Below are 26,632 nucleotides of genomic sequence, written 5' to 3'. Positions count from 1 at the left end.
GACGCGGGCGCAGGTGGTCAGCCGCGGTGGCGGGGTGGCTGCCGCAGGCTCATCCGCGGTGGCTCCCGCACCCAGCGCGCCTGCGGGGATCGGTGCGGTGCCGGCCCGGCCGCACGCAGGCGCTGGACGAACGGCGCGACCAGCACGGCGCCGAGCACGAAACCGACCACGTGCGCGCCGTAGGCGACGCTCCCGCCCTCCGCCACCCCGATGCCGGTGAAGTACATGTACTGGAGCGCGAACCAGAAACCGAGCACGATCCACGCCGGCAGCCAGAACGGGAGGAAGAACAGCACCGAGACCAGCCCGATGACCCGTGCCTTCGGGAACACCACCAGGTAGGCGCCGAGAACCCCGGCCACCGCACCGGACGCCCCGATGAGGGTGTCGGTCGTGCTGCCTTCGAACAGGGCGAACCCGTAGGCGGCCGTCACCCCGCAGACCAGGTAGAACAGCAGGTAGAGCAGCCGTCCCATACGGTCCTCGATGTTGTTGCCGAACACTCCGAGGAACAGCATGTTGCCGATGAGGTGCAGCCAGCTGCCGTGCAGGAACATCGAGGTGATCGCCGACAGGATCGGCGACTTGTCGAAACTCGGCGGCGACTCCTGCAGGCAGYCCACGCGGTTCTGCGCGTCCAGCGCCAGCCGGCCCGAGTTCGTCACCGGCAGCTGCTCGTTGGACAGCAGTTCCTTGGGGATCGCCCCCCATTCCTGGAAGAAGCGCTGCTGTTCGCAGACGTTCTGAGGCTGCGAGGTCTGCACTCCGGCGACCGAGCTGACCATCGGGGTGAGAAAGATGAAGACCACGACATTGATCGCGATCAGCAGCCAGGTGACGACCGGCCTGCGTCGCAGTGGATTGATGTCGTGAATCGGGATGACCACGTGGTCATCCTGCCGTAGTACGCCCGGCGTGGTCCGGCCTGCCCGCCGTATTCGCTCCCCGGCCGCTGTGCACAGACCTCCCAGCGACATCGTCGGCGCCGTGCGTCATCAGCGCCGCGTGGCCGCCCACTGGGTGACGGGCATCATCGGCCGCCAGCCGGCGAACCCGCCGATCGGCGCCGCGCGGGTCACCGCCAGGCGGGTCAGCTCCCCGCCGTACTCCGCGTGGCACCGGGCCAGCGTGGTCTCGGATTCGATCGTCACCGCGTTCGCGACGAGCCGCCCGCCGGGCCGCAGCGCCTCCCAGCAGCGCTCGACGGTGCCGGGTGCGGTCAGGCCGCCACCGACGAACACCGCGTCCGGCTCACCGGCCACCCCGGCCAGGTCGGCCAGGGCTGCCGGAGCCGCCGCCGTGACCACCCGCAGCGCGGGCACGCCGAGGGCCTCGGCGTTGCGGGCGATCCGGGCGGCGCGGTCGGCCCGCGGCTCCACCGCGACCGCCCGGCAGGCCGGGTGGGTGCGCATCCACTCGATCGAGACGCTGCCGCAGCCGGCGCCGACGTCCCACAGCAGCTCGCCGGGAGCCGGTGCCAGCAGCGCCAGCGTCACCGCGCGGACCTCCCGCTTGGTCAGCTGCCCGTCATGCTCGAACGCGTCGTCCGGGAGCCCCGGGACGCGGGGGAGATGCGGCGCGCCCGCCCCGCTGCTCAGGTGCAGCGCGACCAGGTTCAGATCGGCGACGCCGTCGTCGTCCTCGCCGCCGGCGGAGGCGGGAACGGGGCTCGCCAGCAGCGCCGCCCGAGTGTCCCGCCGGCGCTCCGCGGGACCACCCAGGTGCTCCAGCAGTGTCACCGCACTGTCGCCGAAGCCGCGGTCGGTGACCAGGCGGCACAGCGCGGCCGGCGTGCGGCGGTCGGCGCTCAGGACGAGCAGCCGACGGCCCGCCGTCAGCGCCGGGTGTACCGAGGCCAGGGGACGGCCGACCAGGCTGACGACCTCCGTGGCGTCCAGGGCCCAGCCGAGGCGCGCGCAGGCCAGCGAGACCGAGGACGGATGCGGCAGTACCCGGACCCGCTCCGCGCCCAGGACCCGCACAAGGGTGGTGCCGAGCCCGAAGAACATCGGGTCACCGCTCGCCAGCGCGCACAGCCGCGCACCCGCATGCTCCTCGACCACCCCCGCCACCGCCGGCGCCAGCGGGGACGGCCAGCGCACCCGGCGGGCCGCCACCTCGGGCGGCAACAGCCCCAGCTGCCGTGGCGCACCCAGCACGACCTCGGCGCGGAGGAGCTCTCCGCGCGAGGCCTGGGGCAGCCCGTCCCAGCCGTCGTCGCCGATTCCGACGACGGTGACGACCTGCCCGGCGCCCGGGCTCAGGAGGAGAACAGCATGCGGGTCAGACGCCCGTGCCCATGCCCGTAACCGTGGCCGTGACTGGGACCGTGGCCGTGCGAACCCCAGGCCGGCTGGTTGTAGTGACCGCCGGGCGGCGGCGGGGGAGGCGGCGGAGGGGCAGCCTGGGCCCACTGGCCCTCGAGGCGGGTGAGCGCCTCCAGCTCGCCGTAGTCGAGGAAGATGCCGCGGCAGTTGTCACACTGCTCGATCTGGACGCCGTTGCGGTTGTAGGTCCGCATCGCGCCGTGGCATTTGGGGCACACCATCGTCTGGTAGCTCACGGTGGCAGCGTACCGGGCGATCAGGGCGGGGTCAGGCTCCCGCGGCCAGCCGCCCGGCGCAGTCCAGGAAGGCACGGGCGCCCTCGTCGAGCGGCGTCCCGAACTGCGCGCGGTCGGTGAGCGCGCCCGCCGCGTACTGCACCGTCACTGCCCGTGCCGGCCCGTCCAGCGCGGCCCACGGGTCGCTGCCGGGGCCCAGGGCGATCCCGCCGGCGGCCAGGTAGGCGTCGAGGAAGCCGGCCCACACCTCCGGCGGCAACAGCCCGGCGGCGAACCAGGCCGCCGGGCGGGCGAGATCCCACGCGGGGTCGCCCCACCCGAGATCGTCGACGTCGATGATCCGCCAGCCCGCGTCCGTGGCGTCCGTGGCGGCGGCGCCGGGCCCGTCACCCGGCCGCGACGTCGGTGTGGCCTGCACGACCTGGCCGAGGTGCCAGTCTCCGTGGATCAGCGCCGGGCGGGCACCGGGCCGGGTCGGTGACTGCCCGAGCCACGGTGGCAGCGTCTCGTACGCGCGCTGGACGTCGGCGGCCAGGCGGTGGATCCCGTCTCCGGCCGGCACGGTGGCGAGCGCACCTGCCAGGCGGTCCAGGGATCGGTGCAGCCGGGCGCACACCGCGGCGGGCGGCACGCTCTCGGCGCCGGGTGAGGCGCCCGGGGCCGTGAGATCGGTCGTGTGCAGCCGGGCGAGCAGCTCGGCGGCGGCGGACCAGGGCGCGGCCTCGATCCGGCGCTCCACCTCGTCCGGACGCAGGGCCGTCGCGGCCGGCCAGGCGCTGACCAGGCGGCCGTCGACGGTCGCGAGCAGGCCGCCCAGCCCGCCGCGGATGCGCAGCGGCGGCAACAGCAGCGCGGCCAGCCGCCGGTCCCCGGCGAGGCGCAGCCGGGCGAGCAGTGGGCCCGGCTCCTCCTCGGCCAGGTGGGTCTTGACGACGATGTCGCCGTGGCGCACGACGAGCCGGCCCTTGCGGTCGGTGAGGACGTCACCGCCGGGCCGGGTGAGTTCGTCGAGGGTGATGTCCCCGCGCCGACCGGCGGTGCTGCCCGGACCGGCCTCGCCCGCCTCGCCCGTCTCCTCGTCGCCCGCCACCACCCCGCCGGTCACCGCCCCGCTCCTCCCGCTTCACCTGTCACACACCGCATTCTGCGCCGGTCCGGCAGCGGCGATCGGGCGGCTTTCGCCCATTCGCGTGATATCCGGTCACCGTGGGTGTCGCGGGAGCGGGCGGGGGACCGCGGGAGGCCCGGCGGCGGTGCCTGGCGGTGCCCGACCGTGGCCTGTCCGCCCAGGTGAGCCCGGCCGCGCACTACCGTCGGCTGATGCAGCCGCTGACACAGGCCGAGGCCGTGGCGCGGGCCGCGCTCGTCCGGGTCCGTTCCTACCGGGTTGACCTGGACCTGACCGGAACGCCGGACGGCCCACGGTTCGCCTCCACCACCACTGTGTCGTTCACCTGCCGCACCCCGGGCGCCGGCACGTTCGTCGACGTCCGGGCGGTCGCGCTGGAGGACGTCCAGCTGAACGGGCGGGGTGTCGACGTCGACCGGGCGCGCTGGCAGGGTGGCCGGCTGCCGCTGCACGGGCTCGAAGCCGAGAACACCCTCGTCGTGCGGGCGGTCATGGAGTGCACGAACACAGGTGAGGGGCTGCACCGCTTCACCGATACCGAGGACGGCGAGGTCTACCTCTACGCGCAGTCGTTCCTCGACGACGCCGCCCGGGTCTTCGCCTGCTTCGACCAGCCGGACATCAAGGCGCCGTTGCACCTGACGGTCCGCGCCCCCGAGGCCTGGGAGGTACGGGCCAACGGCGCGGGCACCCGGGTGGCGCCCGGGCGGTGGGAGTTCACCCCRACCGCCCCGCTCGCCACCTATGTGGTCTCCCTGGTCGCGGGGCCCTACCAGGTGTGGAGCCGCGAGCACGACGGCGTGCCGCTGGCCCTGCTCTGCCGCAGTTCCCTCGCTCCGTACCTGGAGGACCAGGCGCCGGAGATCTTCGAGCTCACCGCCGCCTGCCTGGACCACTACCACGCGCTGTTCGGCATCCGGTACCCGTTCGGGAAGTACGACCAGGCGTTCGTGCCGGAGTTCAACATGGGCGCGATGGAGAACCCCGGCCTGGTCGTCTTCCGCGACGAGCTGGTCTTCCGCTCGGCGGTGACCGAGGCCGAGCGCGAGCGCCGGGCCGTCGTGATCGCGCACGAGATGGCCCACATGTGGTTCGGCGACCTGGTGACCATGCGCTGGTGGGACGATCTGTGGCTCAACGAGTCCTTCGCCGAGTACATGGGCACCCGGGTCACGGCCGCGGCCACCCGTTTCACCCAGGCCTGGACGAGCTTCGCGGTCGGCCGCAAGAGCTGGGGCTACGCGGCCGACCAGCGCCCGTCCACCCACCCGGTGGCGCCGCTGGAGGTCCCGGACTCCGCGGCGGCCCTGCTGAACTTCGACGGCATCTCCTACGCGAAGGGCGCCTCCGCGCTGCGCCAGCTCGTCGAATGGGTGGGCGACGACGACTTCCTCGCCGGCCTGCGGGCCTACTTCGCCACCCACGCCTTCGGCAACGCCACCCTGGACGACCTGCTCGCGGCCCTGGCCCGGGCCAGCGGGAAGGACCTGTCGGGATGGGCCGAGGCGTGGCTGCGCCGCCCGCGGCTCGACACGCTGCGCCCGCAGGTGCGGCTCGACGACCGGGGCGCCTACGCGGCCGTGGAGATCGTGCGGACCGAACCGGTCGAGGCGCCCGCCGCGCGGCCGCACCGGGTCGGACTCGGCGTCTACGACTCCGCGCCGGGCGGCGGTGCGGTGACCCTGCGCCGCCGGGTCCTGGTCGACCTGGAGCCGGCCGCTCCCGGCGGGCGGACAGCGGTTCCGGAGCTCGTCGGCACCGCGGTCGGGCGGCTGCTGCTCGTCAACGACGGGGACCTGACCTACGCGAAGACCAGGTTCGGTCCCGGTGACCTGGAGCGCCTCGGCGAGGTGCTCCCCGACCTGGCGGATCCGCTCGCGCGGGCCGTCGTGTGGTCTGCCGCGGCCGACCTGACCCGGGACGCCGACTGGCCGGCGGGGGAGTACCTCGCGCTCGCGGTACGGGCGTTGCGCACCGAGCGCTCCGTCGCCGTCCTGGAGGACGTCCTGCACTTCACGGCCGGCACCGTCGTCGACTGCTACCTGCCGGCACGGGACCGCCGGGCCGCGCGGGAGGCCCTGGTGGACGCCTGCCGGTCGGTGATCGACAGCGTGGCCGGCCCCGGCCCTGGATCTGGCCCTGGGCCGGGCCCGGGCCAGGGCTGGCTGCTGGCTGCGGCACGTGGGCTGATCTCGTGCGCGCAGCAGCCGGAGGTGCCGCTGCTGCGCGACTGGCTGGACGGCCGCGGCGTGCCCGCCGGCCTGGTCGTCGACCCGGATCTGCGCTGGCGCCTGCTCGGCCGCCTGGTGGTCCTGGACGCCGCGGGTGAGGCGGAGATCGGGGCCGAGCTCGCTGGCGACCCGAGCACCCGCGGCGCCGAGCACGCGGCACGGATCCGCGCCGCCGTCGGTGACCCGGTGGCCAAGGCCCGGGCCTGGAAGACCGTCACCGAGGACCAGGTGAGTTCCGTGCGGCTGGTCGCCGCCACCGCGCTGGGTTTCTGGCAGCCCGGCCAGGACGACCTCACCGCCGCCTACGTCGAGCGGTACGTCGCCGACATGCCCCGGCTGGCGGCGGACCGCTCGCCGCACGCCGTCCGCCAGCTGGCGGCGGCGGCCTTTCCCCGCTACGCGGTCGCGGCCGGCACCGTCGCGGCCGTGGACCAGCTGCTCGGCCGCCCGGACGTCGGACCCGTGCTCGCGCGGGTGGTGGTCGACGCCGCCGACGACCTGCGCCGGGCGCTGGCCGCCCGCGAGCTGCACCAGGCGTCCCACCCGGGCGGGTGGCCGGAGCCGCCGCCTGCCGGGCCGAGCCCCGCCGATCCGGGCCCATCCGGCCCGAGTCCTGCCGGTGTGGAGCCGGTCAGCGGTTGACGAAGGTCGGAGCCCGCCGCTCGCCGAAGGCGGCACGGGCCTCGGCGTAGTCCTCGGTGGACTGCACGATCGCCATATGTGAGGCGATGAGGTCCAGGTTCGTCCGCAGGTCGAGATGCTGGGACTGGTAGACGGCCTTCTTGATCATGGCGCTGGAGATGGGTGACATCCCGGCGAGGCGGCGGGCGAAGGCGTACGTCTCGGCGAGCAGGGCCTCGTCGTCGTGGACCCGGTTGACCAGGCCGATGCGCTCCGCCTCGACGCCGTCCACCGTGTCACCGCTGAGCAGCAGCTCCAGGGCCTTCGCCGGTCCGACCAGGCGCGGGAGCAGGTAGGTGCCGCCGTCGCCGGGGACCAGGCCGATCCTGATGTAGCCCTCCGAGAGCCGCGCGGACCGGGCGGCGAAGCGCATGTCGCACATCAGCGCCATGTCGAGCCCGGCGCCGACCGCGACGCCGCTGATCGCCGCGATCAACGGTTTGCTGAGGTCCAGCGCCGCCCGGGCCACCTTGTGGACGCCCTCGGTGAGCATCCGCCGGCGGGCGATCGGGGTGGGCTCGATCCCGCTGAGCACAGCCAGGTCGATGCCGGAGCAGAAGGCGCCCCCGGCCCCGGTGACGACCACCACCCGCACCTGTGGGTCGGCCTCGGCGGTCCGCAGGGCGTCCGCCCATCGGTCGATCATGGTCAGGGTGAAGGCGTTCCGGACCTGCGGACGGTTGAGGGTGATCGTGGCGATCGCGTCCTCGACCGCGTAGATCAGCTCATCGGGTTCGGGCCCGTCCGGTGCGCCCGCGCCCGCCGGGGACGTGTTCTCGTCGCTCATGGCGTTGTCCTACCAGGCCGGCACCCGCACGGGCCGCCCGGCGTGGGGCACCTGGCACCAGGGCAGCCCACCGGCGCCGGGCGCGGCCGGGCGGCGGCCCGCCTGAGCGGGCCGCCGCCAGTGCGCGTCCGGGATCAGTGCCGTTCCCACCAGTGGTGGCGGTGGGAACGGGCGCCGGAACCGGCCCCGATCGGCTCGTCGCCGCGATGCTCCGGCCGGTGCTCCGCGGTGCGCTCTCCGTCGGTGGCACCGGGCGCGGGACGACCGCGTTCGGGACCGGTGGCCGGGCGTTCCCCTGACCGGTGCTTGCCGACCTCGTACCCGCCGTACCCGCTGTCGCCGTAGCCGCCGTCGGCGTAGCCGCCGGTGTCGTACCTGCCGGACTCGCGTCCGTCGATGTCGCGCCCGCCGACGTCACGCCGGCCGGTCTCGTACCCGCCGCGGTCGCGGCCGGCGGTGGCGCGCTGCTCGCCGTGCCCGTTGTGCGACCGCCGCGGCTCGTACGGGTGGGGCTCGTCCGGGTAGACCGACGCCTCGTCGTACCGGCCGCCGCTGACGGGCTCGCGACGGGACACATCCCGTCCGGCCTCGAGCGGCTCGCGCTCGGCGGCGCCGCGCCCGGCGCGCTCCGGATACTCGCGCTCCGGGTACTCGTGCTCGCGCTCCGGGTACTCGGCTCCAGCGGCGGCACCCGCACCAACGGCGGCACCGGCGCCAGCGGCCTCACCGGCGTGGGCGTGGCGGCGGTGGCCGCGGGCGTGCCGTCCGGCGGGCTCGGCCATACCGAGCCGGCGGTTGCGCGCGGCGGCCACGTCCCGCACCCCGACGACGCTGAGCCGGCCGAGCGCGCTGGAACCGAGGAAGAGGATCAGCGCGCCCAGCCCGTAGAAGAAGCTGATCAGAATCACGGCCTGGCGGAACTCGCCGCCCAGCGGCGTGCCGAGCGCCCCGGGGTTCCAGATCTCTGACAGCGGCGGCCCGACGATGAACCACACACCGGCCACCACCGCGATCGCCGCGCCGATCGCCGCCGTCGCGCGGTTGCCGCTGCCGAGCAGGATGAGGCCGGCCACGACCGCCGCGATGCCCGGCAGGAGCGAGAGCCAGAAGTGGATCGCCGTCCAGGTCCAGGCCTCGGTGGTGAAGCCGAAGTCGAAGTACGGCCCCACGAAGGGGATCAGCGCCCCCCAGATGCCCGCCGCCACGATCAGCAGCCCGCTCAGCGCGCCCCGCGTGCGCGGGACGTGCAGCATGTCGCGGCCGCGTGGCCGGTCAATTTCCGTTGTCTCCATGTTCGTTCCTCCCCGTCAGACCCGTCGGGGGCCTCGTCACGGTCCGCGGTCGGTCGGCGGCCCGATGGCCGACCGTGTGTGCGATCGCGCGGTGGTGACGTGGGACATCACGCCCGCCGGCCACAGCGCGAAGGTCGCCAGCGCCGCGGTGGCCGCAGCGAGGCCGAGCAGCAACCAGGCGTTGAGGATCATCCCGACCAGCGCGAGGACCAGGCCGACGACCACGACCGCGGTCAGCGACCAGATGAGCACCGGCCGGTGGTGCGCGACGTCGGTGTGTCGCGATGTGTCGGTGTGTCGCGATGTGCCGGTGTGTGYGGTCATCGGGCACCTCAGGTGGGTCGGCGGCCGCGACCTAGTGCGCGGACCGTTCCGTAACGGCCTACCCCGTCTGGGTCCCCAGCGACCCGTCACACCACCAAACGTGGAATGACCTCGGCTTTTGTCACTGCGACGGGCACGCTGCTCGGTAATCTGGCGTCCCATGGCCCGGCTCCTCGGTGCCCGGAGCCCAGGTGCGCCGGTTCGGCCCCGACCCGTCCGCGGGGCCTGCCTGGCGGTGCTGGCCGCGGCAGTTCTCGCCCCGGTCGGCACGGCGCTGCTGACTGTCCACGAGACCGCCCAGAACGCGGCGTTCTATCGTGGCGCGCTGGACGAGGCGCAGGTGCACGAACGGGTCAGTGACGAGGTCCTGACCGACCCGGTGCTGACCGACGTCACCGGGGACCTGCTGGCCGACCTGCCGGTCGACCCGGACCTGGTCGTCGACAACCTGCAGCTCGTCGTCCCGCCCGCGGCGCTGCGCGGGATGACCGACGGCGTCGCCGACAACGTCGCCGCCTACCTTGACGGCAGCCGGGCGGAGTTCGTCCTGGCGTTCGACCTGAGCCCCATCCTCGACAACATCGGCCGGCTGGCTTCGGTGTACCTGGCCGGGCAGGTGTCGGGTGCGCCCCGGTACCGCACCGAGGACGTCGCCGCGGCGCTGCGGGACGTCCTCGACGGTGTCGACCGGGTGAGCCAGGGGCGGCCGCCGGCGTCCGTCCCGGAGATCGATCTCACCGACGACCAGGTCACCTGGCTGGCCGACCTGCTGCTGAGCCGGGTGTCGGAGCCGCGCCGGTCGGCCGCGCGGGAGCAGGTGCTGGTCGCGCTGCGGTCCGGGGACCTGGGCGAGGCGCTGGCGGTCGTCGGACCGATGATCTTCTCGGGGGACGTCTCGGCCGTGGCCGACCTGCATGCCCGGCTGGCCGGCGGCACCGTGCTCGACCTCGGGCGTCCGCTGGCTGACGACCCCGGCGGCCCGGCCGGCGCCGCACTGCGTGCCATCCACACGGTGGGCGGGACGGGCACGCTCGTCCTGGCAGTGCTCTGCTTCGCGGTGCCCACCGCCGCGCTGGCCCTCGCCCTGCTCTGGCCGAGACCACCACCCGCGCCGGGTGGGGAGCGGATCGCCCGGGCGGTGCGGACGACGTCCGCCGCGCTCGTCGCTGCCGGGCTGGGCTCGCTCGCCGTCGGCCTCGGCGTGACAGCCGTCGCCGGGGACCCGCTGTCCGCGCTGCGCGGCCCGGCGTCGCCACTGCCGCCGGCCGGGCAGCGGCTGGCCGCCGACGTGGGCCGCGTGCTCCTCGACAATGTCCGGTCGATCTGGATCGACATGGCGATGGTGCCGCTCGCCGTCGGCATCACGCTCGGCACGGCCGCGGCCGCCCTGCCTCGCCTCTACCGGGCGCGGGGACGGGGCCGGCGCGTGCTGGCGGTGGCCACCACCGCCGCGGTGTTCGTCGCGGGGTCGTGGGCGGTGGTGCCGGGCCGGGCCGGCACCGGCACCGCGTTCTGCAACGGCGGTACCGACCTGTGCGCCCGGGCGTACCCGGACGTCCTCTACCCGACCACCCACAACGGCATGGCGTCGGTACGGGCGGGTTTCCTCGGCGCCGTGCAGGACCCGGACCTGGTAGGCCAGCTCGACAGCGGGATCCGGGCGCTGATGATCGACGTCCACCACTGGACGACACCGGCCGAGGTCGAGTCGTTCCTGGCCGGTCTGCGGCCGCGGGCCCGCGCGGCCCTCGCTCCCTTCGCCACCGGCGCCAGCTCCGAGCGGCCCGGGCTCTGGCTCTGCCACGGCATCTGCCAGCTCGGTGCGACGGCGCTGGACGACGCACTGACCGGTGTCGCCGGCTGGCTGGCGCGCAACCCGGCCGAGGTCATCACCCTGATCCTGCAGGACGGGGTGCCACCCCAGCCGGTCATGGCGGTGTTCCGGAAAGTCGGGCTCGGCCGGTACCTGGCCCGCCCCCCGGCCGCGGGGCAGCCGTGGCCGACCCTCGGCCAGATGATCGACCGCGGCCGGCGCCTGGTGGTGTTCGCCGAGAACGGCGACGTGCCCGGCACCTGGTACCRCAACTTCTTCCGAGCGAACGCCGACACCCCGTTCGACGTGCGGATCCCCGGCGGGTTCACCTGCCGGGTGGGGCGAGGGGCAGCCCGGCCCGGCATGCTGCTGATCAACCACTGGCTCACCGACCATGCCGCCACCCGCGCGGACGCGGCGCTGGTGAACACCGTGTCCTCGCTGTCCGCGCACGCCGAGCAGTGCGCCGCCCGTGGGCTGCGGCCCACCTTCCTCGCAGTCAACTTCGCCACGGTCGGCGATCTCGTCCCGACGGTCGCCGCCTACAACCGCCGCCCGCTCCGCTGACTCCCGGGGTCACGGCCCACGGCTGCGGCCACGGCCACGGCTGTGGATGCCTGCCTGCCCGGCAGGACATTCGGGCCAGGGGGGAACGGAGGCGACATCGCCGCGGGCCCCCGGCGTCGGCACCGTTCAGGGCCGTCGCCGCCGGGGGAGATACGGGGCTATGGAACCGCGGCGGCACCTGCCCTTCCGCATCCTGGGCCCGCTTGAGGTGAACGCGGCCGACGGCAGCTCCGTGCCGATCCCGCAGCCGAAGAAACGGCGCCTGCTCTCCCTGCTGCTCCTGGCACGCGGCCGGTGGACCGGCACCGAGCAGATCCGCGCGGTGCTGTGGGACGCCGATCCACCTCCCTCGGCCATCGGGAACATCAAGACGTACGTCTCCGACCTGCGCCAGGTCCTGCCGGCGGGGGAGACGGCCGGGCTCAGCCGGATCCAGGGCCGGGCGGGGGCCTACCGGCTCAACGCAGCCGCGACCGAGGTCGATGTCTGGCTGTTCGAGGATCTCGCCCGCCGCGGGCAGGACGCCCGGTGGGGCGGCGACGACAGCCGTGCGATCGGCCTGCTCGGCGACGCCCTGGCGGTGTGGCGCGGTGAGCCGTACGAGGAGCTCCCCGAGGAGGTCGTCCATGCCGAGGCGGCCCGGCTGTGCGAGCTGCGCGCCGTGGTCCACGAGGATCTCGCCGACGCCCTGCTCGACCGCGGCCAGTACGACCGGGTCCTGCCCATGCTGCGGGCGCTGACGCTCGAGTACCCGCTGCGCGAGCGGGTGTGGGGCCAGTACCTCGTCGCCGCGAGCTGCTCCGGGCATCGAGCCGACGCGCTCGCGGCCTACCGCACCGCCTACCACCTGCTGTCCCGGGAACTCGGGGTCGAGCCGAGCGTCGAGCTGCGGCGGATCCACGCCCAGGTGCTCGCCGGGGAGCCGGCCGCGGCCGCCGCACCGCGCCCGGGCAGAACCGCTGTCGGACGATCCGCCGGCGCCGGGCGATCCGCCGGCGCCGGACGAGAGGAGGGGTCCTGACATGTCGACGCAGTTGCGCGAGAACGTCGTCCGCACCCGGACCGAATACGGCGCCGTTCTGCTGGACGAGCGGACCGGCCGGTACTTCACGCTCAACCCCAGTGCCGACCTCGCGGTCGGAGTGCTCGCGCAGGGTGGCACGGCCGAGCAGGCGGCCCAGGCCGTGACCGAGGCCTACGACGTGGACGACGCGACGGCCCTCGCCGACGTCGAGCTGCTGCTGGGGAACCTGCGCACCGTCGGGCTGGCCCGGTGACGGGGCCTGGCCGGCTGACGGGGCCTGGCCGGAGGCGGGCGACCCGTGCGGTCGTCGCGCTGCCCGTCACCGTCGTCGCCCGCGGGCTGGTGAGGCTGCCCCCGGCACGGCTGCGGCAGGTGCTGGACGCGGCGGCGGCAGGTACCCGACCGGCCGGCTACCAGCAGACACTCGCCGCGATGGAGGCGGTGACCGCGGTGAGCCGCACCTGTCGCGACCCGTCGGGATGTCTGCCACGCGCGGTCGCGACAGCACTGCTCTGCCGCGTCTTGGGGAGGTGGCCGACATGGCGGACCGGGGTCCGCACCGCGGGTTCGTTCGCGGCGCACGCCTGGGTCGAGGCCGATGGGCTCGCGGTCGGCGAGTCGTTCCCGCCGGATGCCTACCAGCCGGTGATCACCGTCCGTTCCCGGCCGCGTCAGCGGGATGGGGAGCGGGACGCGGTGGGGTCCCGATGACGCCGGTCGCAGGCCCCGCCGGCTACGCGGGTTCGCCGCCGGCCCGTGGCGGCCCCCCGGCCGGCCCCCCGCCGCCGGGTTTCGACGGTCCGCCGCCTGGTTTCGGTGGACCGCCGTCCGGCCCTGGCGGTCCGCCGCCTGGCTTCGGGGGTCCGGCGGGGCCGGCCGGGCCGGGTCGCCCGGCCGGGCCCCGGCCGGGCCTCGGAGACCTGTGGCGGCTGCTGCGCGGCCACGGCCGCCTGATCACGTTCGCGACCGGGCTGACGGCGGTCGGCTCGCTCATCGGCCTGGCGCAGCCGCTGCTCGTCCGCGGGGTCATCGACGGCGCCAGCGCCGGGCACGTGCCCGGTGGCCTCATCGTCGTCCTCGTCGCGGTGTTCCTGCTGGAAGCCGCCATCGACACCTGGGGGCACTTCCTGCTGGAGCGGACGGGGCAGCGGGTCCTGCTCGGCCTGCGCCACCGGCTGATCGGCCACCTGCTGCGGCTGCGGATCCGGGTGTTCGACGAGGCGCGGATCGGCGATCTGCTCTCCCGCTCCAACGCGGACACGATGGTCGTGCGTGACGCGGTCGCCTACAGCCTCACCAGCGTGGTGACCAGCACCATCGGCGTCGTCGCGGCGATCGGGCTGATGGTGTGGCTCGATCCGCTGCTGTTCGGCCTGGTCGTGATCGCGGTGGTCCTCGCCGGTTCGGTCGTGCTGACGGCGCTGACCCGGGTCCGTTCCGTCTCCGAGCAGGGGCAGGCGAGCGTCGGGCGGATGTCCGCCGATCTGGAGCGGGCGCTGACCGCGATCCGCACCGTGCGGGCGAGCAACGCCGAGGAGCGGGAGTGCCAGCGCATCGGCGAGCACGCCGACGACGCCTACCGCGCCGGGCTGCGCATGGCCCGGCTGAGCGCGGTGATCGCGCCCGCCTCGCAGCTCGCCGTCCAGGGCTCGGTGCTGCTCGTGCTGCTCGCCGGCGGTGTCCTCGTCGCCCGCGGGACCACCTCGCTGGGTGACCTGGTCGCGTTCCTGCTGTACGCGACGTACCTGGTGATGCCGTTGTCGCAGCTCATCGAGTCGGCGCAGACGATCCAGCGCGGGCTGGGCGCACTGACCCGGGTGAACGTCGTCTTCACCATGCCCAGAGAGGACGCCGGTACCGGTCCGGATGCCGGTACCGCCTCGGYCGCGCCGGGCCCGAACCCCGGCCTGGTTTCTGTCGCAGAGCGGGATTCGGGCCTGGCCATGGCGTCCGGCTCCGGCCCTGGTACCGGCCCGGGCAGCGGGGTGCAGGAGGCATCGCAGGCCCCGGCGCTGGAGTTCCGGGATGTGTGGTTCTCCTACGGCCCGCGGCCCGTGCTGCGCGGGGTGTCGTTCGTCGTGCCGGCCCGTGGGCAGGTCGCGCTGGTCGGCCCGTCGGGGGCGGGGAAGTCGACCGTGCTCGGCCTCATCGAGCGCTTCTACGAACCGAACGCCGGGGAGATCCTGCTCGGCGGCGTCCCGCTGGGCCAGGTGGAGCGGGCCCGGACCCGTCGGCAGGTCAACCTCGTCGAACAGGACGCCCCGGTGCTCTGCGGCACCCTGCGCGACAACATTGTCTACGCCTGCCCGGACGCCACCGACGCCGACATCTCCGAGGTCGTCGAGGTCGCCCGGCTCGCCGGACTCGTGCGCCGGCTGCCCGCTGGGCTCGACACCGACGTGGGCGACCACGGGGTCATGCTCTCGGGCGGCGAGCGGCAGCGCGTCGCGGTGGCCCGTGCCCTGCTCGCGGCGCCCGGCCTGCTGCTGCTCGACGAGCCGACGTCCCAGATGGACGCGGTCAACGAGCGGGCGCTGACCCGGGTGATGGCGGACATCGCGGCCCGGCGGGCGCTGCTGGTCATCGCGCACCGCATCTCGACGGTGCGGGCGTCCGACCGGATCCTGGTGCTCGACGACGGGATCCTGGTCGCCGCCGGCCGCCACGAGGAGCTGCTGTCCAGTTCGGCGCACTATGCCCGGCTGGCCGCCGGCAGCCTCGACCGCACCGCCTGACCGTGCACCCGGGCAGGCGGTGCTACGGGCCCTGGCGGCGCAGTGTCCCGGCCGCCAGGGCGAGCGCGATGACCGTGCATCCGGCGACGACGAGGGCGTCCCGCACGACCGGCATCGACACACCCGGAGTGGTGCTGATGCGGCTGAGCGCGTCGACGACATAGGTCATCGGCAGCAGCATGCTGACGGTCTCCAGCACCGGGTTCATCTGGTCGTGTGGGACGAGGATGCCCGCGAGCAGGAACTGCGGCAGCAGCACGGGCGGCAGGAACTGCACCGCCTGGAACTCGGAGTTCGCGAAGGCGCTGGTGAGGAGGCCGAGAGCGGTGCCGAAGAGCGCGGCGAGCACGGCGAGCACGGCGAGCATCGGCAACGGTCCGGCGATGCGCAGGTTCAGCAGCGCCACGGCGGTGGTCGTCGTGATCGCGGCCTGGGCGACGGCGAGCAGGCCGAACGCGACGCCGTAGCCGGTGAGCAGGTCGCCCCGCCCGATCGGCGTCGTCAGCAGCCGTTCCAGCGTGCCGGACCGCCGTTCGCGCAGCATCGCCACCGACGTCAGAAAGAACATCGTCATCAGGGGAAACACCCCGAGCAGGCCCGCGCCGGCCCGGTCGAAGGCTGTCGGGTTGTTGGTGAAGATCGCCTGTAGCAGCACGAGCAGAGCCGGGGGCAGGGCGAGGACGAGGGCGATCGTGCGCGGGTCGCGGCGTATCTGACGGACCACCCGCAGCGCTGTCGCCGTCGTCCGGGGCAGGTTCAGCGGGAAGCGCCGACGCCGGCCGGGATCCTGGGCGGACGGCCGGTCCGCGGACCCGACCGCGCGTGCCGCCCCGCCGGCCCGTGCCGCCCTGGCGGGCCGGGCGCCGCCGGAACCCGGATCCGGGTCCGGCGGGTAGGGCTCGAAGCCCGAGCCCGGGTCGGAAGCCGGGTCGCAGTCGACATCCGGGTCGTCGCCGGGGCCCAGGGGATCCATGCCGGACGCCGGATCAGGCGACGGGTCGGGGTCGCCGTGGGCGTCGGGGCCCGGCGGCACGGGCACGAGGCGCGGCGGAGTGGAACGGGGGTCGACCAGTCGCAGGAAGGCCCGGTCGAGGTCGCGGGCGCCGGTGAGAGCGAGCAGGTTCGCGGGTGTCTCGTCCGCTATCAGTCGTCCCTCGTGCAGGAGCAGCAGGCGGTCGCAGCGGGACGCCTCGTCCATCACGTGTGAGCTGACCAGCAGGGTGAGCCCCCGGCGGGCCATCTGGTGGAAACCGTCCCACAGCTCGCGGCGCAGGACCGGGTCCAGGCCGACGGTCGGCTCGTCCAGCACGAGCAGCTCCCGGCCGCCGATGACCGCCGCCGCCAGGGAGACGCGGCCGCGCTGCCCGCCGGAGAGCCGGCCGACCTTGGTCCGCAGCTCCGGCGAAAGGCTTACCGCGGCCGCCGCCCGCTCCGCCCCGCGGATGATGTTCGCCGGGCTGGGTGTTCCCTCGGCGGCGAGCGCGGTGAAATAACGCAGGTTCTCCTCCACGGTCAGGTCGTCGTAGACGGAGGCCGCCTGGGTGGCGTAACCGACCTTCTGGTGCAGCTTCATCTCGCAGGCCTCCTGGCCGAGAACCAGGAGTTCCCCGCTTACTCCGCGCTGGATTCCCACGATCGCCCGCATCAGTGTGGTCTTTCCGCATCCGCTGGGCCCGATGAGGCCGGTCACGGTGCCCGGCTGGACCTCGAAGGACACGCCGTGCACGATTTCACGGCCATCCCGGCCGGCCCAGACCGTCCCGCGCCGTATGCGTACGTCGGTGGCTTTGACGGCCAGTGCGACGCCGGCATTCCGGGCGGGTCGGTCTGACGTTCTCGGTTCCGCCACGGGCCCCAGCCTAGCCGCATCGCCGTCCCACCGCGGCTGGTTACAATGGGTCGTATGGGCGAGGTCGGGGCGAGAATCGCGAAAGCCGTCACCCGTCACCGCGGGTCGGAGGAATGCGTGGTTCCAGCACTGGAAGAATGTGCGGAGAAGGCTTCCGAAATCGGCGTTAATGATGCCAGTGGTGCCCGGGGAGTCAGTTCTGGTGAGTCCGGCATCCTGCTCGTCGGGAAATCGGATCGGCCGGAGAAAAAGGGCCAGACCCGGTCGCCCGGTGCCCGCGCGAAACGGGTCAGGACGGATCCGTGGCGGCATTCCCGTGGCGGCCCCGAGAGTGCCGTGGTCATCGTCGAGTACGCCGACTTCGAATGTCCCTACTGCGCCCGGGCGGCCGGGATCCTGCATGAGCTGGTGGATGCGTCCGACGGTCAGGTCCGACACGTCTTCCGGCATTTTCCGGTCTTCAGCATGCATCCGTTCGCGCTGACCGCCGCGCTCGCGGCCGAGGTGGCGGGCGCGCACGGCCGGTTCTGGGAGATGCACGACCTGCTGTTCGCGAACCAGGACAGGCTGGCCGACAAGTACCTCATGGCCTTCGCTCGCGGCCTGGGTATCGACGCCGACCTCGTCGTCGGTGACCCGGCCCAGCCCTACGGCGACGCGGTGGAGGCCGACTACGCCGACGGCGCCGAGCAACGCGTCCAGGGCACCCCGACAATCTTCATCGACGGAGAGCGCTACCGCGGCCGTCTCGAGCTCGGCCCGCTGCGCACCGCGGTCGCCCGTGCCGGCGCGGCCCGGTCAACGGAGGACGGGGCTGACCGGCGGCGCCGGCGCATGCCATGGGCGCGGGGGTAGCGCCGGGATGGCCTCGTCGGTGCCGGGCGAGCACAGCGACCAGCGTTCGCCGACGTAGCGCAGCAGCAGCGTGCCCAGAACGGCGGCGATGAACGAACCGGCCAGAATGCCGATCTTGGCCTGTTCGGCGAGCACCTCGTCGGTGAACGCCAGCTCGGTCACGAACAGCGAGATCGTGAAGCCGATGCCGGCGAGCACGGCGGCGCCCGCCAGGTGGCCGTAGCGGACCCCGCCGGGCAGCGCGCCCAACCCGGTCCGAATGGCGATCATGGCCGTAGCGGTGATCCCGACGGCGTTGCCCACCAGCAGCGCCAGGGCCACTCCGATCGTCACCGGCGACGACGCGGCGTCCGAGAGAGTGTGGCTGTCGAGGTGCACCCCGGCGTTCGCCAGGCCGAACACCGGCACGATCACGTAGGCGCTGAGCGGGTGCAGGCTGTACTGCAGTCGCTCGCTGGTGGAGACCGTGGCCTTGGCCGCCGACACGGCGAGGGCGGCCCGCGAGGCCGTCGAGTCCTCCCGCAACGCCCGGACGTAGATCGGTACGTTGTCGATCTGCTCGCGCCGCGGTGGCGCCGAGGGCAGGATCAGCCCGATGATCACGCCGGCCAGCGTGCCGTGCACGCCCGAGGAGTAGACGGCCACCCAGAGCACGATCGCGGCCAGGACATAGGGCGTCAGGCGCCAGACGCCCATCCAGCGCATGAACATGATCACGCCCAGCAGTCCGGCGGCGACGCCGAGCCAGACGGTGTCGACATGATCGGTGTAGAACACCGCGACCACGGCGATGGCACCGATGTCGTCCACGATGGCCAGGGTCAGCAGGAACAGCCGCAGCCGGTCCGGGCAGCGCGGGCCGAACAGGGCGAGGATCCCGACGACGAACGCCGTGTCGGTCGACATCGGGATGCCCCAGCCGGCCGCCGCCGGGCCGGACGGGTTGAACAGCAGGTAGATCAGCGCCGGCAGGGCCAGGCCACCGACGGCGGCGAGCGCGGGGACGGCCACCGTCCGCCGGTCCCGCAGCTCACCCGCGGTGAACTCGCGGTTGATCTCCAGGCCGACCACGGCGAAGAAGATGGCCATCGCCCCGTCGTTGACCCAGTGGTGCACGGTCATCGACAGGCTCGCGTCGCCCACCCCGAGCGTGGCGGTGGTCTCCCACAGATCGTGGTAGCTGTCAGAGAACGGGCTGTTCGCCCAGACCAGCGCGACCACCGCCGCGACGACGAGCAGGACCGCGCCGCCCGCCTCGGTCGCGAGGAACTCCCGCACCGACGGCGCCACCTGTGGCAGCCGGACCCGCAGCTCGGGGCCGGGCCTGGTCGGAGTGGGAGCGGTCATGCGCCGGCCCGCCCGGTCGGCCCTGTTCCGGTCGGCCCTGGTCCGGCCGCCCTCGTTGCGGTCGGCCTTGTGCTGCGGGTCGGCCTCATCGTGTGCGTCGTCCTCCCCAGAGTGTCAGGCCCGGCGGACCTTCCAGATGCACTCGGACGGCCAGCGCCGCGCCCAGGCCTCCTCGGCGCTGTCGCGGTGCGAGCCGCCTGGCCCGCTCTCCGGCCGCGGCTCGACCAGATCCTCGACTATCAGACCGCTGTCGCGGAACAGCCGGATCCACGCACCGTACGGCAGGTTCGCGCTGACCAGGCCGTCGGTGTCGGAGATCAGGCGCAGCCCGAAGTAGTCGCCGACCAGCCGGTCACCGGCGGCCTCGGCGCCGTCCGGGATGCTGATCTCGTAGATCGGGCTGACATGACCGAACGCCAGCAGGCCGCCGGGCCGCAGGATTCGCGCTGCCTCCGGGATCGCCCGGTACGGATCGGCGAACGAGAACGCGCCGTGGTCGGCGAAGACGATGTCGAACGTGCCGTTCGCGAACGGCACGTCCTCCGCGCTGGCCTGGACCAGCGGGAAGTCCAGCCCGGTCTCGCGCTGCAGCGTGCGGCTGTGGTGCAGCTGACGCTCGGAGAGGTCCAGCCCGACCGGGCGCGCGCCGCGCCGGGCCAGGGCGGTCGACCACTGGCTGCCGCCGCACCCCATCTCCAGGACGTCCAGTCCCACGACATGCCCGAGGATGTTCAGGCGCGACTCCGGGATGCCCCACACACCCCAGGTGATGTCGCCGGTGAAGGCCTGCTCGCGGATCTGCGGGGCGTTGAACCGCTGGTAGTCGTCGGAGATCTCGTTCCACCGGGTGCGGTTGTTCCGCACGTGGGTGTCGTTGCCGATCATCCTTTCCTGCGCTCCTCATTGAACGTCGTCGCGGCCACGCAGGGTGGCACTGGCTGGTCCGGAGCGCGATGCCAGTGGCGGACGTCGGTACCCCTGGTACCGGCTGTCACATCCTCGACGTGGGCGTCCGCCAGGTGCGTGGCGGCCGCGCGGCATCCGCCGGGCTCCGTGACTGTATGAGATCCGACAAACGGTGGCCTCGGGGGGTGTCGCGGACGTACCGGACACAGCCGTCGTGCCCGGGCGTCAGCGTGCCGGGATGATCAGTGCTCTCGGACGGTCAGCCGGGTCCACGCGCCGACGAAGACCCGGTCCGCCTCGGCGAGGGGGACGGGTGCCTCGGCGTCCAGCCTGGTGAGGTGGTCGGCGTCCGGGCCGAGCCAGGTGCCGTTCGCCGAGCCGAGATCGGTCACTGTCACGGTCCCGTCGGCGTGGCGTTCGAGCCGGGCGTGCGTGCGGGAGACGCCGGGGTCGCGCGGCGGGAGTGACAGGTCGAGTGCCGGGGCCTGGCCGCGGGAGCGGCTACGGCGTCCGATGACCGCCCATGGGCCGGCCAGCTGGACGAGCCGGGCGGTGGCGCTGGCGGGGAACGCCACCGGATCGTGGTCCTGACCCCGGTCGAAGTAGGCCCGGTCCGGCACCAGCTCGACGGCCCAGCGCAGGCCCGGTGCACCCGCGGTGGACCCTGCACCAGCGGTGGGCCCTGTACCAGCGGTGGGCCCTGTACCGGCGGTGGGCCCTGCGTCCGAGGCGCCCGCTCCGGGCCCGAGGAGCGGCACCACGCCGACCGCGCGCGGTCCGATCCCGGTCAGTGTGTCGAAGCCGCAGGCCCGGCAGACCGGTTCGCCCGCCGGGCGCGGGAAGCCGCACCCCGCGCACGGCGCGGCACTCACCGCTGGGCAGGAGTGGTGAGCGTGGAGCCGGCGTCCAGGTCCATCTCGTCGAGGACGTCCACCTGGCGGCGCAGCCGCACCGACCCGGTGGCCGCGTCGTCGATGTCCACGATCTTCGCGAGCCGCGCCAGCGCCTCGCCGTTCGCCGTGTGCGCGGCGAGGCTGGCGGCCCGGCCGAGCAGGGTCACCGCGGTCTGCTCGTCGCCGACCCGGCGGGCGGCGAGCCCGTCCTGCACCGCGCGGGCCAGTTCCGCCTGGCCGGTGTAGTGGGCGACGACCCCRTCGATGCGGGTCGACAGCTCGACGTCGTCCGTCCACACCGCCCGCACCCGGGTGCGGGCGATCTCCTCGTCCCCGACCAGCAGGCTGACCCGGGCGGCGAGGCGCTCCTCCCCGACCTGCGCGGGCGGGACGTCCAGGCACAGGTGGTACTCGCGGGTCCCGGCGGCCCAGGCGCCGGTCGGGTAGTCGTGGCTCAGCGGGCTGGCCTGCGTCGCCCGTCCGGTGAGGTCGTCGATCTCGGGTGAGACCTGCCGCAGGAACCGGACCGCCGCGCCGCGCGGCGCCCACAGCCGCAGGCCCACCCGGTCGACGCCGCGCGCGAGGGCCCGCGCGATGATCGAGCGGAAGTCGTCCGCCATCGCGCCGGGCTCGCGCAGCAGGGCGACCTCGCCGAGCAGCCGGGACGCGACCCTGCGCAGCTGGGCGACCTTCCAGTCGGCGCCCACCCCGCGGCAGTCGCACTGGAAGTGGCCCTCGCAGGCGGCCAGCGCGGCATCGAGGACCTCCGCGGCCTCCTGGTTCTCCCCGTCGGTGAGCAGGAGCGCATGGTGGATGAGGTCGGGGCGGGTCGCCATCAGATCCCGGGCGAGGAGAAGCCATTCGCCGATGGCCGTCCCGCCGTGGGCACGCACGCGGGCGACCGCCTCGGCCGCCTCCTGGCGGGTCCGCGCGGACGCCTCGACGAGGGTCCGGCCGGTCGGGTAGACCACGGTCGCGGACGAGGTGCCCGCCACCACGGCGAAGGCGACCCCGTCGGGCAGCGCCTCGATCGCGGCCCGGGCGGCCCGCCGGGCCTCGACGATCTTCGTGCGCGGGTAGTCCATCGAGCCGGAGCAGTCCAGCAGGATCACCTCGGCGGCCCGCGGCCCGCCCGCGACCGGCCGGCCGGCCACGCCGGAGCCGAGGTCGGCAGCGCCACCGCCCGGACTGCCACCGGCTGGACTGCCACCGGCCGGTGTGCCGACGTCGTGCGCGGTGACAGTGATGACGGCGTGGACCTCGCCGGCTCCCGCCGCCAGGTACTCGTTCTGGCTCACCTCGAGGCTGAAGTCGACCATCAGGCGCTCCCCGGAATATCAATGACGATCACGGTCACGTTGTCGGCCCCGCCGGCGCGCAGAGCCACGTCCACCAGGTGCCGGGCGACGGTGATCGGCGTCGCGTCGGCTCCGGGCTCCGCGATGTGCGCCGCCAGCGCCGCGGCGGCCGAGGCGTAGTTCCACAGTCCGTCGCTGCACAGGACGACCCGGCCGGGTGGGTGCAGCCGCACGACTCTGGTCCGCGGGACGGGGGAGGGGCACRCACTGCCCAGCCAGCGGGTGATGGTGTGCGCGGCACGGCCCTGCTCCGCCAGCTCCGGCGGCAGCTGCCCGGCCCGGACGGCCTCCGCCGCGACGGTGTCGTCCTCGGTGAGCCGCCGCGTCCCCGCGTCGTCGACCAGGTAGGCGCGGCTGTCCCCGAGCCAGCCGACGACCAGCGTGTCGCCGACGACAACAGCTGCGACGAAGGTGCAGGCCGGGGTGAGGCCGAGCTCGGCCGCGCCGGCGATGGCCGCGGCCTGTGCCGCCCGGGCGGCGTCCCGCAGCGCGGTCGTCACCTCCTCCACCAGGCCGGGCCCGGGCCGCCACTGCTCCGCCCGCAGGGTGAGCAGTTCCGTCGCGGCCCGCGCCGCACCCGCCGCGGCCGGGCCCGAACCGGGAGCGGAGGACACCCCGTCGCAGACCACGCCGACGGCTCCCTGCCCGTCCGGGAGGAGGGCGAGGCCCATGCCGTCCTCGTTCGCCCGGTGGACCAGCCCGCGGTCCGTCGCGCCCGCGGCGAGCCCCAGATCGCGCTGCCGGGCGTCCGAGGCCCGGATGGGATGGGTGCCCGAGCGGGCCGCCGCATCCAGCCGCGTGCCGCACCGCTCGCAGTAACGGTCCCCCGGCAGCACCGGCCCGGCGCAGCGCCGGCAGCCGGCGACGACAGGCTGATCGGCGTCCTGACGGGCGGCGTCCTGGTGGGAACCCGCGTCCGGCGGGAGATCAGGGTCACCGGGCGGCGGCTCGGTGGCGCCGTCCTGCGCAGCGGGCGGGGTGCCGCCGGCGGGCCCGCTCATGTCAGCGTCCGGGGGCGCACGTCGTTGGCGAGGTCCACCAGCCGGTAGCGCTCGTCCGCCGAGTACGCCAGCCCGGTGATGTCGCAGTATCCGTCCTCGATGGTCCCTTCACACCCGGGCTCCGGGCAGGGGATGCCCTCGACTGTCACGGGCTGTCCTCCTTCGATGGCACGTCGCTCGGGGATGCCTGCCGTGCTGGCCCGCCTGCCGGCGCCGCGCCCTCGGGTGGCGGTGCGGGCAGCACGCCCAGCGCCGCGCTGAACGCGGCGACCAGGGCTTCGGCCGCGTCGAGGTCCACCGGGGTGGTGGACAGCGCGGTGGCGGCGCGGTCGTACAGGTCGCCGAGCGCCGCGGACTCGATCTGGCCGCGCTGGCCGGCCTTCGCGCGTAGCGCATCCAGCAGCCCGCGCAGCTCGTTCCGGCGCCGCAGCGGAGCCTGGTTCGTCGCGACGGTCTCGCCCGCGGCGGCGAGGGTCGCCTCCGCGACACGCGTCCAGGCTCGCAGGCCATGGGCCACCAGCCGCCACTCGCCGGCAGCGCCGGCGGCCCGGAGCCGGTCGAGCCAGGGGCGTAGGCCGCGGAGCGGGTCGTCGAACCAGCCGTCATCCAGGCGCACCAGGCCGGACCGGTCGCCGGTGAGCCGCTCCACCACCGTGCGGGCAGCGTGCTCGCCCGTGGCGGCGGTGGCCACCACACGCCCGAGGAGGTCCTCGGCGGCGGCGAGTCGTTCCTCAAGGGCGTCGAAGGTGTCGCGCAGGGCGGCCACCAGCTCCGCGACCTGGGCGGCGGACGTCTGGGCCGGTCGCAGGTCCGCCGGTGTGATCTCCAGCGGGTTGGCCGTCACGCCGGCGAACGCGGCCCGCAGATCTGCCTGGGCCGCGGCCAGTTCCGGCAGGTCGGGGACACCGAGCCGGGCGCAGGTGGCAACCGCCTCGGACACCGCGCGGGCGGCCTCGCCCAGCAGGTGGTGGTGCTCCGCCCGCGCGCGGGTCACCGCCGCGAGCTCCGCGCCGATCGCCCGGGCGACCTCGTCGACGTCGGCAGGCGCGGCGAGCGGCGTGACTGCGCCGAGGCCGGTCGGAGGGGGAGCGCCGAGGCCTGGCCAGGGGCCGTTCAGCAGCCGGTCGAGGCGGGCGGCCTGCCGCGCCCCGGGCCGCGGCGCCGTCCCGCGCAGCTCCTCGGCCCGGGTGAGCAGGGCGCTCAGCGCCCGGTGGCGTTCCCACAGCCAGTTCATTCCGGTCCGGGCCAGTGCGGCGCGCTCCGCGGTGCGCCCGCGCAGCCCGGTGCCGTCCCCGAGAACCTGCTCGGCTGCCGCGTCCAGGTCGAGAAGCGTCGCGGACAGCGCCGCCGCCGTCGACCGCAGCCGGGCCAGCGCCGCGTCGGCGGTATGCCGCGCGGCAGCGTGGAGCGGCGCGGGATCCGCCGGCGATGCCTGCCCCGGGGACGGGCGCGCGAACAGGTGCGGGTGCGCCTGGAACAGGTCGTCGTCGGGTGCGGGAAGGTGCCGGGCGCACATCGGCGTCAGTCCCGGTAGCGCGGAACCGGAATGACCGGGTCGATGCCCGTCAGCCAGTTCCGGGCCAGCCCACGCCAGGTGCCGTCCGCGAGGGCACGCTCGAGGACCCCGTTGACGAAGCGGGTCAGCTCCGGATGATCCCGGCTCACCGTGAGGGCGTCCGGTTCGCTGTCGAAACGCGGCCCGACGATCGCGACCCGCGGATCCTGGGCGGCGAGACCGGACAGGACGGCCTCCGCGGGCGAGATCCCGTCGACAGCGCCGGCTGGTACCAGCGGGTCGCCGCGGCGTGGCCGCAGTCGATGTCGCGCGCGTCGGCGGCGGCGGCGGCGAGGCGGTCGACCGCGGGCAGGATCGTCGTCCTCATCAGCTCGCGGCCTGGTGCAGGTAGGCCCCGCCGACGACGTTGCCGATCCGGTTGTTGGCCCGGGCCCGTTCGAGCAGGCCGGTGTAGCCCGGCAGCTGGGCGGTCAGCACGCTCAGCGTTGCCGGGCCCCCGGCGGGAAGCGTGCCTGCGGTGCTCATAGCTGTTGATCTTCCCCTGCGTTGTCGCGGGGGAGAAGTGCCCCGGGATGTCGGTTGGCCGTCACCGCCATCACGAATTCTGTCGGAGGCGGGAGCCACACTGGCGGGCGTCGGGATGGCGACAGCAGACGGTACCGGCGATCAGGGCAGGTCAGCCGGGCGGTCTCAGGGGAGTGAGGGTGTGCGATGAGCGAGGTTCTTTCGGACCCGCGGGCTGATGAGCCCGCCACCGGCGCGGCCGCGGCCGAGGCCGCGAGCCTGCTGGAGCCCTTCCGTCGGGAACTGACCGGTTACTGCTACCGGATGCTCGGCTCGCCGTTCGACGCGCAGGACGCGGTGCAGGAGACGATGATCCGTGCCTGGCGCGGCCTCGACCGGTTCGAGGGGCGCTCGGCGCTGCGGTCGTGGCTCTACCGCATCGCGACCAACGTGTGCCTGACGATGCTCAGCGCCGGCCAGCGCCGGGCCCGCCCGATGGATCTGGCCGGCCCGTCCACCGCCCAGACCGCGCTGCGCGCCCCGCTGCCGGAGACGGCCTGGATCGTGCCCGCGCCGGACGGGCAGGTCCTCGCCAGCGGCACCGACACCACCGACCCGGCCGACCTGGCCGACCGCCGCGAGACGGTGCGGCTCGCCTTCGTCGCCGCGCTGCAGCACCTGCCGGCGCGCCAGCGCGCGGTCCTGATCCTGCGGGAGGTGTTCGGCTGGTCGGCGAGCGAGACCGCGCAACTGCTGGACTCGTCGGTCGCCTCGGTCAACAGCGCGCTGCAGCGGGCGCGGGCCACGATCGCCTCCGCCGGGATCTCCGAGGCGGAGCCACTGCGCCCCGCCGACGACACACAGCGCGCCCTGCTCGCCCGCTACGTCGACGCCTTCGAGCGGTACGACATCGAGTCGCTGGTGGCGCTGCTGCACGAGGAGGTGACGATGTCCATGCCTCCGCTGGACCTCTGGCTGCGCGGCCACGCCGACGTCCGCGGCTGGCTGCTCGGCACCGGTAGCGGCTGCGCGGGCTCGCGGCTCGTGGCGACCGTCGCGAACGGTCACCCGGCGTTCGGGCAGTACCGACCGAGCGCCACCGGTTCCGGCCACGACGCCTGGGGGCTGGTGGTGCTGGAGATCTCGGCCGGCCGAGTCGCCGGCATCAACACCTTCCTGGACGTCGAGCGGGTGTTTCCGCTGTTCGGCCTGCCCGGGCACCTACCGGGGTAGGCGGGCCGGCGCCCGCCCGCCTCT

The 26,632-nt window shown here is 74.4% G+C and carries 25 protein-coding genes; 8 read left to right on the top strand and 17 right to left on the bottom strand.

All coding sequences use genetic code 11. From position 1 onward, the window contains the following. Positions 1–17: 17 nt before the first annotated feature. The 4 genes from CC117_RS10820 to CC117_RS10805 form a co-directional block, all read right to left on the bottom strand. The gene (locus tag CC117_RS10820; protein ID WP_071083592.1) at positions 18–887 is read right to left on the bottom strand and encodes a rhomboid family intramembrane serine protease; all 870 of its coding nucleotides are present in this window, start codon (positions 885–887) and stop codon (positions 18–20) included. 108 nt (positions 888–995) lie between these two features. Beyond that, positions 996–2,264, bottom strand: coding sequence for a precorrin-6y C5,15-methyltransferase (decarboxylating) subunit CbiE (gene cbiE, locus CC117_RS10815; RefSeq protein ID WP_071083640.1), 1,269 nt, complete (start codon positions 2,262–2,264; stop codon positions 996–998). Continuing rightward, positions 2,261–2,548, bottom strand: a complete 288-nt coding sequence (locus tag CC117_RS10810; protein WP_071083639.1) for a TFIIB-type zinc ribbon-containing protein — start codon at positions 2,546–2,548, stop codon at positions 2,261–2,263. The genes cbiE and CC117_RS10810 overlap by 4 nt, the downstream gene beginning before the upstream one ends. A gap of 46 nt (positions 2,549–2,594) precedes the next feature. Next, a complete protein-coding gene (locus CC117_RS10805; RefSeq protein WP_241830000.1) occupies positions 2,595–3,668 on the bottom strand; it encodes a phosphotransferase family protein in 1,074 nt (357 codons plus the stop codon). A 215-nt stretch (positions 3,669–3,883) separates the two neighbouring features. Between CC117_RS10805 and pepN the strand changes: the two genes are divergently transcribed. Further along, on the top strand, positions 3,884–6,565 hold the full coding sequence (pepN, locus tag CC117_RS10800) for an aminopeptidase N (protein WP_071083637.1): 2,682 nt from the start codon (positions 3,884–3,886) through the stop codon (positions 6,563–6,565). Here pepN and CC117_RS10795 read toward each other — a convergent pair. The 3 genes from CC117_RS10795 to CC117_RS10785 all read right to left on the bottom strand — a co-directional run bounded on the left by CC117_RS10795 (position 6,555) and on the right by CC117_RS10785 (position 9,007). Further along, complete coding sequence (locus CC117_RS10795; protein ID WP_071083591.1) at positions 6,555–7,391, bottom strand: enoyl-CoA hydratase/isomerase family protein; 837 nt, start codon at positions 7,389–7,391, stop codon at positions 6,555–6,557. The genes pepN and CC117_RS10795 overlap by 11 nt on opposite strands. A gap of 134 nt (positions 7,392–7,525) precedes the next feature. Further along, positions 7,526–8,683 (bottom strand): MFS transporter, encoded by a 1,158-nt coding sequence (locus tag CC117_RS10790; RefSeq protein WP_241829999.1) that lies wholly within the window; start codon positions 8,681–8,683, stop codon positions 7,526–7,528. 36 nt (positions 8,684–8,719) lie between these two features. Continuing rightward, the gene (locus CC117_RS10785; RefSeq protein ID WP_071083589.1) at positions 8,720–9,007 is read right to left on the bottom strand and encodes a hypothetical protein; all 288 of its coding nucleotides are present in this window, start codon (positions 9,005–9,007) and stop codon (positions 8,720–8,722) included. A gap of 160 nt (positions 9,008–9,167) precedes the next feature. Here CC117_RS10785 and CC117_RS10780 point away from each other — a divergent pair, with 160 nt between their 5' ends. The 5 genes from CC117_RS10780 to CC117_RS10760 all read left to right on the top strand — a co-directional run bounded on the left by CC117_RS10780 (position 9,168) and on the right by CC117_RS10760 (position 15,146). Next, on the top strand, positions 9,168–11,387 hold the full coding sequence (locus CC117_RS10780; protein ID WP_241829998.1) for a PI-PLC domain-containing protein: 2,220 nt from the start codon (positions 9,168–9,170) through the stop codon (positions 11,385–11,387). 160 nt (positions 11,388–11,547) lie between these two features. Next, positions 11,548–12,408 carry an AfsR/SARP family transcriptional regulator gene (locus CC117_RS10775; RefSeq protein ID WP_071083587.1) on the top strand — a complete coding sequence of 287 codons (861 nt, stop codon included), beginning with the start codon at positions 11,548–11,550 and terminating at the stop codon, positions 12,406–12,408. A gap of 1 nt (position 12,409) precedes the next feature. Continuing rightward, a complete protein-coding gene (locus CC117_RS10770; protein WP_071083586.1) occupies positions 12,410–12,664 on the top strand; it encodes a lasso peptide biosynthesis PqqD family chaperone in 255 nt (84 codons plus the stop codon). Beyond that, positions 12,661–13,122, top strand: a complete 462-nt coding sequence (locus CC117_RS10765; protein ID WP_116287754.1) for a lasso peptide biosynthesis B2 protein — start codon at positions 12,661–12,663, stop codon at positions 13,120–13,122. Before CC117_RS10770 ends, CC117_RS10765 begins: the two co-directional genes overlap by 4 nt. Beyond that, positions 13,119–15,146 (top strand): ABC transporter ATP-binding protein, encoded by a 2,028-nt coding sequence (locus CC117_RS10760; RefSeq protein WP_071083585.1) that lies wholly within the window; start codon positions 13,119–13,121, stop codon positions 15,144–15,146. The genes CC117_RS10765 and CC117_RS10760 overlap by 4 nt, the downstream gene beginning before the upstream one ends. A 22-nt stretch (positions 15,147–15,168) precedes the next feature. Here CC117_RS10760 and CC117_RS10755 read toward each other — a convergent pair whose 3' ends face one another. Continuing rightward, the gene (locus tag CC117_RS10755) at positions 15,169–16,995 is read right to left on the bottom strand and encodes an ABC transporter ATP-binding protein/permease (protein WP_071083584.1); all 1,827 of its coding nucleotides are present in this window, start codon (positions 16,993–16,995) and stop codon (positions 15,169–15,171) included. Positions 16,996–17,211: 216 nt separating this feature from the next. On the opposite strand from CC117_RS10755, the gene CC117_RS10750 reads away from it, so the two are divergent. Further along, positions 17,212–17,850, top strand: a complete 639-nt coding sequence (locus CC117_RS10750; protein ID WP_084131919.1) for a DsbA family protein — start codon at positions 17,212–17,214, stop codon at positions 17,848–17,850. Here CC117_RS10750 and nhaA read toward each other — a convergent pair. The 9 genes from nhaA to CC117_RS38875 form a co-directional block, all read right to left on the bottom strand. Further along, the gene (gene nhaA / locus CC117_RS10745) at positions 17,794–19,197 is read right to left on the bottom strand and encodes a Na+/H+ antiporter NhaA (protein ID WP_071083582.1); all 1,404 of its coding nucleotides are present in this window, start codon (positions 19,195–19,197) and stop codon (positions 17,794–17,796) included. The genes CC117_RS10750 and nhaA overlap by 57 nt on opposite strands. A 114-nt stretch (positions 19,198–19,311) precedes the next feature. Further along, positions 19,312–20,082, bottom strand: a complete 771-nt coding sequence (locus CC117_RS10740; protein WP_071083581.1) for a class I SAM-dependent methyltransferase — start codon at positions 20,080–20,082, stop codon at positions 19,312–19,314. Between the two features lie 263 nt (positions 20,083–20,345). Then, the gene (locus CC117_RS10735; RefSeq protein ID WP_241829997.1) at positions 20,346–20,861 is read right to left on the bottom strand and encodes an FHA domain-containing protein; all 516 of its coding nucleotides are present in this window, start codon (positions 20,859–20,861) and stop codon (positions 20,346–20,348) included. A gap of 110 nt (positions 20,862–20,971) precedes the next feature. Continuing rightward, positions 20,972–22,315 (bottom strand): VWA domain-containing protein, encoded by a 1,344-nt coding sequence (locus CC117_RS10730; RefSeq protein WP_071083579.1) that lies wholly within the window; start codon positions 22,313–22,315, stop codon positions 20,972–20,974. Beyond that, positions 22,315–23,355, bottom strand: a complete 1,041-nt coding sequence (locus tag CC117_RS10725) for a PP2C family protein-serine/threonine phosphatase (RefSeq protein WP_071083578.1) — start codon at positions 23,353–23,355, stop codon at positions 22,315–22,317. The genes CC117_RS10730 and CC117_RS10725 overlap by 1 nt, the downstream gene beginning before the upstream one ends. Next, positions 23,352–23,504: a tetratricopeptide repeat protein gene (locus tag CC117_RS37395; RefSeq protein ID WP_157905395.1), complete on the bottom strand. Its 153-nt coding sequence runs from the start codon at positions 23,502–23,504 to the stop codon at positions 23,352–23,354. Before CC117_RS37395 ends, CC117_RS10725 begins: the two co-directional genes overlap by 4 nt. After that, positions 23,501–24,871, bottom strand: coding sequence for a hypothetical protein (locus CC117_RS10720; RefSeq protein WP_071083577.1), 1,371 nt, complete (start codon positions 24,869–24,871; stop codon positions 23,501–23,503). Before CC117_RS10720 ends, CC117_RS37395 begins: the two co-directional genes overlap by 4 nt. A 5-nt stretch (positions 24,872–24,876) precedes the next feature. Further along, on the bottom strand, positions 24,877–25,020 hold the full coding sequence (locus CC117_RS40485; RefSeq protein ID WP_407673502.1) for a hypothetical protein: 144 nt from the start codon (positions 25,018–25,020) through the stop codon (positions 24,877–24,879). A gap of 217 nt (positions 25,021–25,237) precedes the next feature. Further along, on the bottom strand, positions 25,238–25,396 hold the full coding sequence (locus tag CC117_RS38875; protein WP_241829996.1) for a hypothetical protein: 159 nt from the start codon (positions 25,394–25,396) through the stop codon (positions 25,238–25,240). Between the two features lie 186 nt (positions 25,397–25,582). On the opposite strand from CC117_RS38875, the gene CC117_RS10715 reads away from it, so the two are divergent. Next, positions 25,583–26,608: a sigma-70 family RNA polymerase sigma factor gene (locus CC117_RS10715; protein WP_071083576.1), complete on the top strand. Its 1,026-nt coding sequence runs from the start codon at positions 25,583–25,585 to the stop codon at positions 26,606–26,608. The last annotated feature ends 24 nt before the right edge of the window (positions 26,609–26,632 follow it).

Source organism: Parafrankia colletiae, from assembly GCF_001854655.1.
Classification (GTDB): Bacteria; Actinomycetota; Actinomycetes; order Frankiales; family Frankiaceae; genus Parafrankia; species Parafrankia colletiae.
This window is presented reverse-complemented; position numbering and strand designations above follow the sequence as displayed.

Coding starts and splice junctions, on each gene's coding strand:
- CC117_RS10740 (WP_071083581.1), bottom strand. CDS start 20,082: ATGATCGGCAACGACACCCACGTGCGGAACAACCGCACCCGGTGGAAC.
- CC117_RS10720 (WP_071083577.1), bottom strand. CDS start 24,871: ATGTGCGCCCGGCACCTTCCCGCACCCGACGACGACCTGTTCCAGGCG.
- CC117_RS10790 (WP_241829999.1), bottom strand. CDS start 8,683: ATGGAGACAACGGAAATTGACCGGCCACGCGGCCGCGACATGCTGCAC.
- CC117_RS10775 (WP_071083587.1), top strand. CDS start 11,548: ATGGAACCGCGGCGGCACCTGCCCTTCCGCATCCTGGGCCCGCTTGAG.
- CC117_RS10810 (WP_071083639.1), bottom strand. CDS start 2,548: ATGGTGTGCCCCAAATGCCACGGCGCGATGCGGACCTACAACCGCAAC.
- CC117_RS10795 (WP_071083591.1), bottom strand. CDS start 7,391: ATGAGCGACGAGAACACGTCCCCGGCGGGCGCGGGCGCACCGGACGGG.
- nhaA (WP_071083582.1), bottom strand. CDS start 19,197: ATGACCGCTCCCACTCCGACCAGGCCCGGCCCCGAGCTGCGGGTCCGG.
- CC117_RS10770 (WP_071083586.1), top strand. CDS start 12,410: ATGTCGACGCAGTTGCGCGAGAACGTCGTCCGCACCCGGACCGAATAC.
- CC117_RS10715 (WP_071083576.1), top strand. CDS start 25,583: ATGAGCGAGGTTCTTTCGGACCCGCGGGCTGATGAGCCCGCCACCGGC.
- CC117_RS38875 (WP_241829996.1), bottom strand. CDS start 25,396: ATGAGCACCGCAGGCACGCTTCCCGCCGGGGGCCCGGCAACGCTGAGC.